Source organism: Sphingomonas asaccharolytica NBRC 15499, assembly GCF_001598355.1.
Classification (GTDB): Bacteria; Pseudomonadota; Alphaproteobacteria; order Sphingomonadales; family Sphingomonadaceae; genus Sphingomonas; species Sphingomonas asaccharolytica.
In genome coordinates this window covers 20150-33343 of the sequence record NZ_BCYU01000015.1, presented here as the reverse complement: position 1 = coordinate 33343, position 13194 = coordinate 20150, and the positions used below count along the sequence as shown (strand labels likewise).

Here is a 13194-nt window from a genome sequence, read left to right as displayed (position 1 = left end):
GTTATTCCGCGGCTTCGGGGTGAAGAGCGAGTTGCTCGTCCATATGCGCGTCGCTGTAATCGGTCAGCACCGTCGGATAATCGCCGGTAAAGCAGGCGTCGCAATATTTGGGCGCGGGGCCGTTGCGCCCGGTCTCGCCCAGCGCTTTATACAGGCCGTCGATCGACACGAAGGCCAGGCTGTCCGCATGGATGAAGTCGGTCATGCCGGGCACCGAATAGCGCGACGCGAGCAGTTTCTCCCGCTCGGGCGTATCGACGCCGTAGAAGCAGGAATGCGTGGTCGGCGGAGAGGCGATGCGCATATGCACTTCACGCGCGCCAGCCTCGCGCATCATCTCGACGATCTTGAGGCTGGTGGTGCCGCGGACGATCGAATCGTCGACCAGGATGACCGACTTGTCCTTGATCAGCGCGCGGTTGGCATTGTGCTTGAGCTTCACGCCCAGGCGACGAACTTCGGCGCCCGGTTGGATGAAGGTGCGGCCGACATAATGCGACCGGATGATGCCGAGCTCGAACGGGATACCCGATTGCTGGGCGTAGCCGATCGCCGCGGGGACGCCCGAATCGGGCACCGGAATGACCAGATCGGCCTCGACCGGCGATTCGATCGCGAGCTGCGCGCCGATCGCTTTCCTGACGGAATAGACCGATTGGTCGCCGGCGATCGAATCGGGGCGCGAGAAATAGACCCATTCGAAGATGCACGGGCGCGGCGCGGTCTGGCCGAAAGGGCGCAGCGAGCGCAGCTTGCCGTCCTCGATGATGATCAGCTCGCCCGGATCGACCGAGCGGACGAATTCCGCCCCGACCACGTCGAGCGCCACTGTCTCCGACGCGAAAATGATCGACTCGCCCAATTTGCCCATCACCAGCGGGCGGATGCCGAGCGGGTCGCGGCACGCCATCATACCGGTCGGGGTCAATACGATCAGCGAATAGGCACCCTCGACGCGGCGCAAGGCGTCGACGAACTTGTCGAGCGGGTCGCGGTACGAGCTGGTCGCGACAAGGTGGATGATGACTTCGGTATCGCTGGTCGATTGGAAGATCGCGCCGCGCTGGACAAGGTCGTTGCGCAGCCGGAAGGCGTTGGAAATGTTGCCGTTATGTGCGACCGCGAAGCCGCCGCTGGCGAGTTCCGCATAAAGCGGCTGGACGTTCCTGAGTGCGGTTTCGCCGGTGGTCGAGTAGCGGACATGGCCGCAGGCGGTTTGCCCGCGCAGCCCGCCCATGATCTCGTCCTTGTCGAAATTGCCCGCGACATGTCCCATCGCGCGGTGGCTGTGGAAATGCTTGCCGTCCCAACTGGTGATGCCGGCGGCTTCCTGCCCGCGATGCTGGAGGGCATGGAGGCCCAGCGCAACGAGCGCGGCTGCGCCGTCCGCATCGGACACGCCGAAAATGCCGCACTCCTCGCGGAGCTTGTCGTCGTCGAAAGGATTCGTGGTCAGCATGGTGTCCGTACTCAGTGCGGACCCTAGGATCCGTGCTGCTGTGGCGCTCGGCCATATAGTGACGCCTGCCGGGTTTGTCGCGTATTTGTCATACGCCTTGTGCCGATTTTGTCGGATCGCGGCGCCGCGCTAGGGGAGGGGCATGACCGACTCGCGCGAAACCGGGCTGACGCTCGATCCGAAATGGGGTGCCGATGGGCTGATCACCGCATTGGTCACCGATGGCGATTCGGGCGAAGTATTGATGCTCGCGCATATGAACGCCGAGGCACTGGCGGCGACGGTCGACGGCGGCGAGGCGGTGTTCTGGTCGCGCAGCCGCGGCGAATTGTGGCGCAAGGGCGCGACGTCGGGGAACGTGATGCGGGTGCGCGACATCCGGATCGATTGCGACCAGGATGCGGTATGGCTGATCGTCGATCCGGCGGGGCCGGCGTGTCATACCGGCGAGCAATCGTGTTTTTATCGGCGGGTTACGAAGGATGGGCTGGAGCGACTGGAGTGAGCTTGGCCCTATCCGCCGTCACTTCGGCCTTATGCCGGGGTCTGTCGAGCAACAACCAACACCGTCGCGAGTGGAGACGCGGATCCCGGCACAGGGCCGGGATGATGGTTTTGCTTGTAGCGCTGTTGAGTGCGTGTTCCGCTAGCAAGCCGCTGCCACAGGCATCCTCAACTCCCACCAGTCTCGAAGCTGCCGCGATCGAAGCCGGTATCATCGCCGATCCCGCCAATACCGATCCCACCGGGCTCTACACGCGCGATCGCGACCGCATCTGCGTGGTGCCAAGCGCGACCGCGTTCCGCATCGGCATCTATGTCGATTACGGCGAGACCTATTATTGCAGCGGGCAGGGCGAGGCGACCCGCGCCGGCGAGACGCTGCATGTCGAACTCGCCAACGCTCCCGGCTGCGATTTCGACGCGAGGTTCGAGGGCGATCGCATTCTCTTCCCCGGTCGCTTGCCCGATGCCTGCCAGAAAGCATGCTCCTCGCGCGCGTCGCTGACAGGCCTCAACGTTGAACGGATGAGCGATTCGCCGTCCGAGGCCGGGGCCTTGCGCGACGGCAAGGGCAGGATGCTCTGCGCGCCCGGCAAATGACCGCACGACCCCTTTGACGTTAACGTCAAGCGGGAGTAAAAAGGGTCATGCCCTGGGTCCCGTCCTATGCCCCGATCGAGCCGCTCCACGACCGGCATAGCTTCACCATTTCCGATCTGTCCGCCGAATTCGGCGTCACGGCGCGCGCGCTGCGTTTCTATGAGGATGAAGGGCTGATCTCGCCCGAGCGGCGCGGCACCCAGCGCATCTATTCGCATCGCGATCGCGCCCGGCTGGCCTGGATCCTGCGCGGCAAGCGGGTCGGCTTTTCGCTGATCGAGATCCGCGAACTGATCGATTTGTACGACGTCGGCGACGGCCGCCGCACCCAGCGCGAGCGCACGATCGACCGCTGCAGGGACCGGGTTGGCCTGCTCCACCAGCAAAAGCGCGACATCGACGCCGCCATCGCCGAACTCAACGACTTCATCGCGCTGCTCGAACAAGGCTCGCGCGCCGATCATCAGAAGGACTGACCATGCCGCAATACACGCCCCCGGTGCGCGATACGCGCTTCGTGCTCGATCATGTGCTCGGGATTGAGCGCTACGCCAATTTACCGGGGTTCGAGAACGCGACGCCCGAGACGGTCGACGCGGTGCTCGAAGAAGGTGGGCGGTTCGTTGCCGAGGTACTGTTCCCGCTCAACCAGTCGGGCGATCTCGAGGGCTGTACTCGCCACGACGACGGCAGCGTGACGACGCCCAAGGGGTTCAAGGAAGCCTATCAGCAGTTCGTTGAATCGGGCTGGGGCACGCTTAGCGCTCCGGCGGCGTTCGGCGGGCAGGAAATGCCGCATGTCGTGTCCACCGCGTTTCAGGAGTTCATGATCTCGTCGAATATGGCATTCGCCATGTATCCCGGTCTGACTCATGGCGCGATCGCTGCTCTCCTGACCAAGGGAAGCCCCGAGCAGCAGCAGAAATATCTGCCGAAGATGGTGTCAGGCGAGTGGGGCGCCACGATGAACCTCACCGAGCCGCAATGCGGTACCGATCTGGGGCTGATCCGCACCAAGGCGGAACCGCAGGCCGACGGCTCTTATGCGATCACCGGGACCAAGATCTTCATTTCCGGTGGCGAGCACGATCTGACCAGCAACATCATCCACCTGGTGCTGGCCAAGACGCCGGGCGCGCCTGACAGTTCGAAGGGCATTTCGCTGTTCGTGGTGCCGAAGATTCTCGTCAACGAGGATGGCTCGCTCGGCGAGCGTAATGCGGTCAGCTGTGGGTCGATCGAACACAAAATGGGTATTCACGGCAATTCGACCTGCGTGATGAATTATGACGGCGCGAAGAGCTGGCTGGTCGGCGACGAGATGAAGGGCCTGGCCGCGATGTTCATCATGATGAACGCCGCACGGCTGGGTGTTGGACTACAGGGCCTCGCCGTCGCCGAGACCGCCTATCAGAACGCCGTCCAATATGCGCATGATCGCCGTCAGGGCCGGGCGCTGACTGGCCCGGCCGAACCCGGCGAAAAGGCCGATCCGTTGTTCGTTCACGCCGACGTCCGTCGCATGCTGATGGACGCCAAGGCGCTGACCGAGGGTTTGCGCGCGCTCTGTCTATGGGGCGCGCTTCAGGTCGATCTCGAACATGCCGCGGTGGGCGAGGAGGAAAGGCTGCTCGCCGCCGATCTGGTCGGGCTGTTGACCCCGGTGATCAAGGGCTATGGCACCGACAAGGGTTACGACATCGCGACCAACGCGCAGCAGGTCTATGGCGGGCACGGCTACATCCGCGAATGGGGGATGGAGCAATATGTCCGCGATGCCCGCATCGCGATGATCTACGAAGGCACCAACGGCGTGCAGGCGATGGACCTGGTTGGCCGCAAGCTCGCCGCCAATGGTGGTCGTGCGGTGCAGACGCTGTTCAGGGTGGTTGGCGAGGAAGTCGCGGCAGCGAAGAGCGATCCGGCAACCGCCGATTTCGCGGCGCGACTGGAAAAGGCCAATGGCGAACTCCAGGCCGCAACGATGTGGTTCCTGCAGAACGGCATGACCAACCCCAACAATGTCGGCGCGGGTGCGCACAGCTACATGCATCTGATGGGCATCGTCGCAGTCGGCCTGATGTGGTTGCGGATGGCGGCAGCAGCGGTGAAGCTGAAGGCGGCGGGGGAAGGCCCAGATCAGTTTGGGGCCGCGTTCCTCGACGCCAAGCTGACGACCGCGCGTTATTATGCCGAGCGCATCATGCCCGACGCCGGCGCGTTGCGGCGCAAGATCGAAAGCGGGGCCGAGGCGCTGATGGCCTTGCCGCCGGAGATGTTCGCTGCGGCTTGAGCGGCCGCCGTGGGGCTAATCAGACCGGTCGGTCCCAGCGCAGCGTAAGCGCCGAATAAGGCGGAACCGTCGGCAGGGACGCGCTGTTCTGCGCGATCGGTTCGATCCGGGTATGCGCCTTGTCGTCGAATGCAGGCGCCGAAAGCAGGCGTCCGGAACTCGGCATGGTCGAGAGGCCCAGCATGTCGGCGAGCCGGATCGCAAGAGGCGTGTCGGACTTGTTGACGATCGCCAGCAGCCGCGTTCCGCCGCTTTCGGCCAGATAGGCGGTCGCATTCAGCGCTTCGGCGATCGGGCAAGCTCGTAGGCGCTTGCCCAGGAACGGCGCGAACGACGCCATGCCGTAATGCAGCGGGGCGCAGCTCTTGGCCCGACGGGCTCGATGCGATCGGCGTATAGAGGCCTTCGCCGCCACCATGCAGATTGATGCCGAGATAGCCCGCGCTCGCGGTCTGCAAAGCGTAATCATATCCCCAGAGCGCCGACGCGAAAGCGTCGCTGACGCCCGCCTTGCCGCCGCCGAAGCAGGAATTACCTTCCGTCATACGGAACCGCATCCCTGTCCGCGTCGCGATCTGTTTTACCGCTGCCATCTCCTGCGCCAGCTTATCATTGCCGTTGGTGAGAAGCTTTCGGGCATCCATCCGAGGGTCCGAAGCCGGTCCCATGCCGTAATAATGGGCGCTGCAGAATAGCGCATCGCCACGCGCAAGCTCCGCGAACCGCGCCAGCCACTCAAGATTGATCGCCACGTCCGGGCCGGCAAAGGGCGCGTTCGGAACCCGCGCGCGGATTGCCCGGACAAAGGACCGATACTCGTCCCAATAAATGTCCAAGGAATAATCCTTGCTGCGCAGAAGGGGATTGCCGGCCCAGAAATCGGCCTCATTGCCCAGCTGGAAGCACAGCAGACGCTGGCCGAGAATGCGATGGACATGGTCGGCTTCGTCGACGGCGCGCACAATCGTGCCGGAGCCAAAATTGAGACCGTAAATGCATTGCCAACCGGTCGCGTCGAGAAATCCCCTCAGCGCCCACAGCGTTTTGGGTGTGATCGCGCCAGCGAAGGGACGCGCGAGCGGCGGATCGAGCAGCTTCCATTCCCAATTGCCTTGAGCGGCGATCGCAGCTTCCTCCTTCACGCTACCGAAATCGACACCGGGTCGCCGCCACCGGCTATAGGCGCTAAGCGAACCGCCAAAACGTAGCACGCCGTGCGGTGCGATCCCGCGGAATGCGTCGATCAGCGCGCCGTTACCGGGCGCGAAAAATGCACTGTTGTAGAGCTGTGGTGTCTCGTAGCTCAGGCCGAGGAAATCCTCCGGGACCGTTACACCCTCGAACCCGGGCGCGCCGATGGTGATTGTCGATTGCTGCGCTGCCCATCCCCGCACAGGGAGCGCTAACATTCCGGTCATCGCGACAAAGGATCGCCGATCGAATTTCGCCTGCAACTAAGGTGTCCATGTCCGCCAGGGAGATGAGCCCATGGGCAGCATAGTCAGCGCGACTTGTCCAGCGATCGCTTGCGGTTGCGGGTGCGTTTCGTCTGTTCAACCCTCGACCCCACGCGAGAGAAGGTAGTTCGCTAGCGGACCCGTTGCTCGACCAGAAGTGCGGTGCGGAAATGCGGGCGTATCAGCAACAGCAGCCATGGCGAGGGACGGTCGAGAAAGGCGATCTCGCGATAACCGGGATCATGCGGGAACGGCGCAGAGCCGTCGAACATCGCGCTGCTGATCTGGCGGAAACGATATCCGCCCACCATCGGTTCGACCGTGGTCAATTTGCCGGCCATACCCAGCCGCGCCAGCGGATAGGATGCTCTACCGACGATATGATCCTCTGCACTATATTGTCCGGGATGCGCAGCCATATAGGGCACGACAAGCTTAGCTTGCCAGCCTTGGTCGGGCGCGACCGCGATGGTTACGCCTCCGCCCAGCAGCACCAGGCCGAGCAAGATCGATACGCGCCGTCGCAGCCTGGGGATCGCGAGCGCCGCGTCGAGATAGAGCGCGAAGCCGATCGTCGCGGCGGCTATTACGAACAGATAATAGCGTGGCTGGGGCCTGAGCGTGAACACCCAGGTGACGATCACATAGCTGGCGACGGCGAGCAGCAATAGCAACAGGGTCGATATCGGGGGCCGGGGAATCGCTCGATCGCGAAAGAACGGCAGCGCGCTCAAGGCCCATCCCAGGACGACGAAGCCGAACGCCGGATCGATCAGGAAGTCGCCCAGCGGATTGATCGCCCAATGCAGGCGGGTCGGCCCCGCCGGGATCCAGCGGCTGGCCAGATCGGGGTTGAAGAACGGACTGCCATTATAGGTCTTGCCGACCATATGATCGCTGGCGATGAGGACGTGATGCTTGTCGACGTGCAGGCGATAGAGCGGATCGCCCGTCATCGCCCATAACCAGGCATTGTCGACCAGCAGCGGCAAAGCGACGCCGAGGGCGAGCAAGAGATAGGCACGGCGCGGCATTGCCGGGTCACGCAGGAACGCCCAAATATAGAACAACAGCACGAACGCCGCCGTCTCTCGCGTCAGCACTGCGCAGCCAAGCATCAGGCCTGAGAGCATCGCCCAACCAAGCATGGAGCCGCCGGCCGAACGCCGAGCATTGAGGAACGCCCAGATCGATGTCGCGCCGAACGCGAGTTCGAGCATTTCGGGATAGCAACTGGTGCCCATGGCGTGGATCACGGGCGACAGGATCACCAGCACCAGCCAGAGCGCCGCTGCGCGTGGTCCAGCCAGTCGCAATATCGTCGACACCGTGACGCCAACGAACAACGCGTAGAACAATTGTGGCACAAGCAGTAGCGAGTCGATCGACGGGCCGAATAACTGGAAGATGCCGGTGATCGATAGGATCAGCGGGTGACGCAGAGCCCAATGCGAAGTGCCGATCTGCGGGCCGTGCGCGTACCAGCTTAGTGCAATGTCGAGATATTGCTGATCGTCGCTCGGACCGCCGGCGAACCCGGCCGGACGATAGAATAACGATAATTCGGCCAGAACGATGGCGAAGGCAATGAACAGAGCCGCATAGCTTCGATCGGCTTTTATCGGCCGCACGCGAAACGATTCTATGGTCGACGTTAGATCATGCATTCCCAATGGGCCCTGACATAAGCAACTTGCGCCCACGGCGATGCCTGCTCCATCGCCGCGTCGTTCATGACGCCCCAACAGGAATGACGTAGCGGATCGCGTCCAACATCATTCTCGGGGTGAAATGGCTGGGAGGTGCTCGATGTTCCGGGCGAGGGGCCAGCCGCCGCGCGTTCATCGATAAGCGAGGCGATTCAATGCGCGGCCGCGATCGGGCAGCACTGGCGAGGGTAAGGGTTAGGGCCGCTCGGGAAGCGAGGCGGTCGGGCGTGGTGCCGGCGTCGCGGCCGCTTTGGGCGCCGGAGCAGCATCGGTCGGCTTGCGGCGGACACCGTTCAACCCATCAGGCACGGTCGCCGCAGTCGGTTTCACCGAGAAGGTCATGGTCGACGGCGCCGCGCCCGGCTTGCCCGGCGTCGTGCCGGTCACTGGCGGCGGGGTGAGAGGGCGCGTGCCCGGCGCTGGCGCCGTCGTCTGCGGCAAGCCCAGCACCTGCAGCTTCATGCACTCGCCCTTGGACGCGCGCTTGAATTGCGCGCAGTTCCACAACGCCTTTTCATAGCCGTGCGCCTTGTCGCGCAGATAGCTGAACGACATCGTCGCGATCTGCGCCTGACCAAGCGGCAAATTGGCCGGGGTGTGCGCCTTGTCGGTCCACGCCATCAGCTTGCAATAATCGCGCGCGCCGCACGCCTTGGTCGCCACCGCCGGAAAGGAATCCGCACCGGCGCGGGCATCAAGCGTGACGAGGAAGCTGTTGGGATCGATCGACAAGGGCGAGCCGGTCGCTTCGCCGACGGTCGGGGCGCCTTCTATCTCGGCGGGATTGACGTTGGCGACATCGACCTCGCCGACATGCGCGCTCGATAGGCCGCCCAAGGCGGCGATGTTCGGCTCGGATCCCGAAACCGTCTTGAGGAAGGCAGCGGGCGTTCCCCACCAGCCAGTCCAGCGGAAGAACAGATGCGTCTTGACCGCCGCGATCTTGTCGAGGCTCGCGCTCCAATAGGGCACGACCCAATCGGTGTGGTAATGCGTTGCGTAGCCGACCTTGGCGTAAACCGAGCCGTTCAATGCCGCGATAGCCACGTCGCGCGCGCGCTTCCAGGCTGCAGGGCTGGGGCGCCAGCGGGTCAGCGCGCCGTCGCATGAAAAACTGAACTGACACCCGGTGCTGCGGTCAGATCCCTGGAACACCACGCCGCACACCGATTTGGGGAAGGCCGGATGGCGGACGCGGTTGAGTACAACCTGCGCCACCGCGCGTTCGCCCTCGGTATCGTCGCCCGCTTCGTAGAGTTGGGCGACGGCCAGACAATCGACCGCGCGCAGCCGTGCATCGGTCGAACCGGAAAAGATGAACGGGCGGGCGGCGGGATTGGGCAATGCCGAGAAGGGGACGTTGGCGTTGAACGCCTTGGCGTCATTGGGATCGACCGACTGGAACTGGACGGGCTCGACCGGCGGCAATTCGGTCGGGGGGACGACGCGCTGCGGCAAGACAGTCACGCCTTTCGGAACCGGGCGCACGTGTGGCATCATCGTGACGATCGCGACCGGAACCGCGACCAGCAGGATCGCCACCACGCCCAGGGTCAGGCGCAGCGCGAGCGAGGGGGAACGGGTCGGCGAATCGATCAAATTTCTACCTGTGGAGGAGGCGCGCACGCACCTGCGCGAAACCGCGCGGGCGCAGGCCTTTAGCGCAAAGCGTTCGCTGCCAAAACCCCGAAGGCCGGATTTGTTCCCCCGAAACGGGTCTTTCTTGCTCCAAACCGCTCAGCTTTCGGGCAGGAAATCCGGCACCGACAGATAGCGTTCGCCGGTGTCGTAATTGAACCCGAGCACGCGCGTGCCGGCGGGAAGGTCGGGCAGTTTCTGCAGGATCGCGGCGAGCGTCGCGCCCGAACTGATCCCGACCAGCATGCCTTCCTCCCGCGCCGCGCGGCGCGCCATGTCCTTGGCGACACCAGCATCCACTTTGATCACACCGTCGAGTGCCTGGGTATGGAGATTGGCAGGGATGAAGCCCGCGCCGATCCCCTGGATCGGGTGCGGTCCCGGCTGACCGCCCGAAATGACCGGCGAGGCGTCGGGTTCGACCGCATAGACTTTGAGGTTCGGCCAGCTCTTTTTCAGCGTCTCGGCGACGCCGGTAATGTGTCCGCCGGTACCGACCCCGGTGATCAGCACATCGATCGGCGAATCGGCGAAATCGTTGAGGATTTCCTGGGCTGTTGTATGGACGTGCACGTCGATGTTCGCAGGGTTTTCGAATTGTTGCGGCATCCATGAATTGGGCGTCTGCTCGATCAGTTCGAGCGCGCGCTCGATCGCACCCTTCATGCCCTTTTCGCGCGGCGTGAGGTCGAAGGTCGCGCCATAAGCGAGCATCAGGCGGCGGCGCTCGATCGACATCGATTCGGGCATCACCAGGACGATCTTGTAGCCCTTGACCGCGGCGACCATTGCCAGGCCGACACCGGTATTGCCGCTGGTCGGCTCGATGATCGTGCCACCGGGCTTGAGCTTGCCGTCGCGTTCGGCCGCCTCGACCATGCTCAGGGCGATGCGGTCCTTGATTGACCCGCCGGGGTTGGAGCGCTCGGATTTGATCCACACTTCGCTATCCGGGAACAGTCGCTGGACGCGGATGTGCGGGGTGTTGCCGATCGTTTCCAGGATGGTGTTGGCCTTCATGGCTGTATCACTCCGTGTTCGGGGGCACTTTCGAGGATTTCGGGCGGGTCGAACGACTTTGCAAGCCTGAGTTCGGGAAAGACGCGCGCCCAGAGGATGGTAATGACGATCGCGCCGACGCCGCCGAACGCCACTGCGCCGACCGGCCCCAAAAGCGAGCCAAGCAGGCCGCTCTCCGCGTCGCCAAGTTCGTTGGATGCCGAGATGGTCAGCTGCGATACCGCGGAGACGCGTCCCCGCATCGCGTCGGGCGTGTGGAGCTGGATCAACGACGAGCGGACATAGACCGATACCATATCGGCGCAGCCCGCGACGATCAGACCAGCGAGTGCAAGATAGAAAGCGTGGCTCGGCAGGGTCAGATGCGCGGTGCCGAAGGTCAGGATACCGAGCCCGAATACCACGACCGCGATCAGCATCTTGAGCCCGACATTGGTCTTCATCGGACGGAAGGAGAAGAACAATGCGGTCGAGGTCGCGCCGATTCCCATACCAGCCGCGAGCAATCCCAATCCTTGACTGCCAACATGCAGAATGTCGCGCGCGAACACTGGTAGCAGGGCAGTCGCGCCGGCAAGCATGACCGCGAAGAGGTCGAGCGTGATCGATGCGAGCACTAGGCGGTTGTTGCGGACGTAGCGGAACCCCTCGACGATGCGGTGAAGCGGGCGATGATCGGCTTGCGCTTGCGGCTGGGGCACCTTGCCGATCAGGAAAATCATCGCCAGCGCGATGAGAAAGAGTGCGGTCGACGTGCCGTAGGCGGCATCAGGGTGAATCGCGTAGAGGAAGCCGCCCAAGCTCGGGCCGATTATCACGCCGACCTGCCAGGCGATCGAGCTTACCGCGATCGCGGTCGGGAGCACCTCGCGCGGGACCAGGTTGGGGGCGAGGGCGGAATAAGCCGGACCAGAGAAGGCACGCGCCAAGCCGATCATCACGGCGGCGAGGAACAGCATCGGCAGGCTCAGCGCGTGAAGCCACGTCAACGTGCCGAGCATCACAGTCGTCATCACCAGCAGCGCCGTGGTGAGCCGCACGATCCAGCGGCGGTCGAACGTATCGGCGACCAGGCCGACGATCGGCGTCAGCAGGAACAGCGGCACAAACTGCGCCACCCCGATCATGCCGAGCAGGAAAGTTGCGTCCTTGATGCTCAGGTGATGAACGTCTCGCGCGATGCTATAAACCTGCCAGCCAATGATGATCGACATGGCCGAAAGCGCGACGGTGCCGGCGAAACGCGACAACCAATAGGCGCGAAAATTGGCGATGCGGAAGGGATGGTCGGCGGGGAACATCTGGCTCGCCTTAGGCGGAGCGCGCCGTATTCCGCAACCGTGGCGTTGCTTGTTGGTTATGAAGTTATCGTACGGATCGACAATCGCGCAGCGCACGATTGAAAACGTCAGCACACCCGGCCTATAGGCCGCCCTTTCTCCCCTACGGAAACGAGGTTTCCCCATCGTGGCAAAAGCCCCAGCGCGCGCCAAGAGCGAGCCCCCAGTTACCAACCGTCCGCGGCCCGACGAGCCGCACCCCTATCAGGCGTCGAAGGAGGAACTGCTCGAACTGTACAAGCAGATGCTGCTGATCCGCCGCTTCGAGGAGAAAGCGGGCCAGCTCTACGGCCTCGGCTTCATCGGCGGCTTCTGCCACCTCTATATCGGCCAGGAAGCGGTCGCCGTCGGGTTGCAGTCGGCACTCGACGGCGAGAAGGACAGCGTGATCACCGGGTATCGCGATCACGGTCACATGCTCGCTTACGGCATCGATCCCAAGCTGATCATGGCCGAGTTGACCGGTCGTGCCGCCGGCATCTCGAAGGGCAAGGGCGGCTCGATGCACATGTTCTCGACCGAGAAGAAGTTCTACGGCGGGCATGGCATCGTCGGCGCGCAGGTGTCGCTGGGCACCGGTCTCGCCTTCAAACACAAATATTCGAACGATGGCGGGGTCTGTCTCGCCTATTTCGGCGATGGTGCGGCCAATCAGGGCCAGGTCTACGAATCGTTCAACATGGCCGAGCTGTGGAAACTCCCGATCATCTATGTGATCGAGAACAACCAATATGCCATGGGCACCAGCGTCAACCGCGCCAGCGCCGAGGACCAGCTTTATCGCCGCGGTGAGAGCTTCCGCATCCCGGGTATCCAAGTCGACGGGATGGACGTGCTGGCGTGCCGCGGGGCGGCCGAGGAAGCGCTGGCCTGGGTCCGCGCGGGCAAGGGGCCGCTCATCCTCGAGATGAAGACCTATCGCTATCGCGGCCACTCGATGTCCGACCCGGCGAAGTATCGCAGCCGTGAGGAAGTCCAGGCGGTGCGCGACAAGTCCGACCCGATCGAGCACGCCAAGGCCTTGCTCGAGAAACTGGGCGTCAAGGAAGACGAACTGAAAGCAGCGGAAGCCGCGATCAGGAAGCAGGTGAACGAGGCGGCGGACTTCGCCGAGCAGACGCCGGAGCCCGAACCGGGCGAGCTTTATACCGACGTGCTGGTGGAGTCGTACTGA

At 63.6% G+C, this 13194-nt stretch carries 11 protein-coding genes; 5 read left to right on the top strand and 6 right to left on the bottom strand.

Features of this window, described 5'->3' with window-relative positions; genetic code table 11:
- Position 1: 1 nt before the first annotated feature.
- Positions 2-1459, bottom strand: a complete 1458-nt coding sequence (purF, locus tag SAS01S_RS05970; RefSeq protein WP_066806188.1) for an amidophosphoribosyltransferase — start codon at positions 1457-1459, stop codon at positions 2-4.
- Positions 1460-1601: 142 nt separating this feature from the next.
- Here purF and hisI point away from each other — a divergent pair, with 142 nt between their 5' ends.
- The 4 genes from hisI to SAS01S_RS05950 all read left to right on the top strand — a co-directional run bounded on the left by hisI (position 1602) and on the right by SAS01S_RS05950 (position 4856).
- Complete coding sequence (gene hisI / locus SAS01S_RS05965) at positions 1602-1964, top strand: phosphoribosyl-AMP cyclohydrolase (RefSeq protein ID WP_066806187.1); 363 nt, start codon at positions 1602-1604, stop codon at positions 1962-1964.
- Positions 1965-2068: 104 nt separating this feature from the next.
- Entirely contained in the window at positions 2069-2563 is a 495-nt protein-coding gene (locus tag SAS01S_RS05960; protein ID WP_245656764.1) for a hypothetical protein, read from the top strand.
- A gap of 47 nt (positions 2564-2610) precedes the next feature.
- On the top strand, positions 2611-3039 hold the full coding sequence (locus tag SAS01S_RS05955; protein ID WP_066806185.1) for a MerR family transcriptional regulator: 429 nt from the start codon (positions 2611-2613) through the stop codon (positions 3037-3039).
- Between the two features lie 2 nt (positions 3040-3041).
- A complete protein-coding gene (locus tag SAS01S_RS05950; RefSeq protein ID WP_066806184.1) occupies positions 3042-4856 on the top strand; it encodes an acyl-CoA dehydrogenase C-terminal domain-containing protein in 1815 nt (604 codons plus the stop codon).
- Here SAS01S_RS05950 and SAS01S_RS05945 read toward each other — a convergent pair.
- The 5 genes from SAS01S_RS05945 to SAS01S_RS05925 all read right to left on the bottom strand — a co-directional run bounded on the left by SAS01S_RS05945 (position 4751) and on the right by SAS01S_RS05925 (position 11981).
- Positions 4751-5818, bottom strand: a complete 1068-nt coding sequence (locus tag SAS01S_RS05945; protein ID WP_169804902.1) for a hypothetical protein — start codon at positions 5816-5818, stop codon at positions 4751-4753. The genes SAS01S_RS05950 and SAS01S_RS05945 overlap by 106 nt on opposite strands.
- A gap of 626 nt (positions 5819-6444) precedes the next feature.
- Positions 6445-7944, bottom strand: a complete 1500-nt coding sequence (locus tag SAS01S_RS05940) for an ArnT family glycosyltransferase (RefSeq protein WP_169804901.1) — start codon at positions 7942-7944, stop codon at positions 6445-6447.
- Positions 7945-8217: 273 nt separating this feature from the next.
- Positions 8218-9621, bottom strand: coding sequence for a cell wall hydrolase (locus SAS01S_RS05935; RefSeq protein ID WP_245656763.1), 1404 nt, complete (start codon positions 9619-9621; stop codon positions 8218-8220).
- 138 nt (positions 9622-9759) lie between these two features.
- Complete coding sequence (cysK, locus tag SAS01S_RS05930) at positions 9760-10680, bottom strand: cysteine synthase A (RefSeq protein ID WP_066806180.1); 921 nt, start codon at positions 10678-10680, stop codon at positions 9760-9762.
- On the bottom strand, positions 10677-11981 hold the full coding sequence (locus tag SAS01S_RS05925) for an MFS transporter (RefSeq protein WP_066806179.1): 1305 nt from the start codon (positions 11979-11981) through the stop codon (positions 10677-10679). Before SAS01S_RS05925 ends, cysK begins: the two co-directional genes overlap by 4 nt.
- Positions 11982-12147: 166 nt before the next feature.
- On the opposite strand from SAS01S_RS05925, the gene pdhA reads away from it, so the two are divergent.
- A complete protein-coding gene (gene pdhA, locus SAS01S_RS05920) occupies positions 12148-13194 on the top strand; it encodes a pyruvate dehydrogenase (acetyl-transferring) E1 component subunit alpha (RefSeq protein WP_066806177.1) in 1047 nt (348 codons plus the stop codon).

Excerpts from the sequence above, each read along its gene's own strand:
- SAS01S_RS05960 (WP_245656764.1), top strand. The coding sequence starts at position 2,069 with ATGGTTTTGCTTGTAGCGCTGTTGAGTGCGTGTTCCGCTAGCAAGCCG.
- purF (WP_066806188.1), bottom strand. The coding sequence starts at position 1,459 with ATGCTGACCACGAATCCTTTCGACGACGACAAGCTCCGCGAGGAGTGC.
- cysK (WP_066806180.1), bottom strand. The coding sequence starts at position 10,680 with ATGAAGGCCAACACCATCCTGGAAACGATCGGCAACACCCCGCACATC.
- SAS01S_RS05925 (WP_066806179.1), bottom strand. The coding sequence starts at position 11,981 with ATGTTCCCCGCCGACCATCCCTTCCGCATCGCCAATTTTCGCGCCTAT.
- SAS01S_RS05955 (WP_066806185.1), top strand. The coding sequence starts at position 2,611 with ATGCCCTGGGTCCCGTCCTATGCCCCGATCGAGCCGCTCCACGACCGG.
- hisI (WP_066806187.1), top strand. The coding sequence starts at position 1,602 with ATGACCGACTCGCGCGAAACCGGGCTGACGCTCGATCCGAAATGGGGT.
- SAS01S_RS05950 (WP_066806184.1), top strand. The coding sequence starts at position 3,042 with ATGCCGCAATACACGCCCCCGGTGCGCGATACGCGCTTCGTGCTCGAT.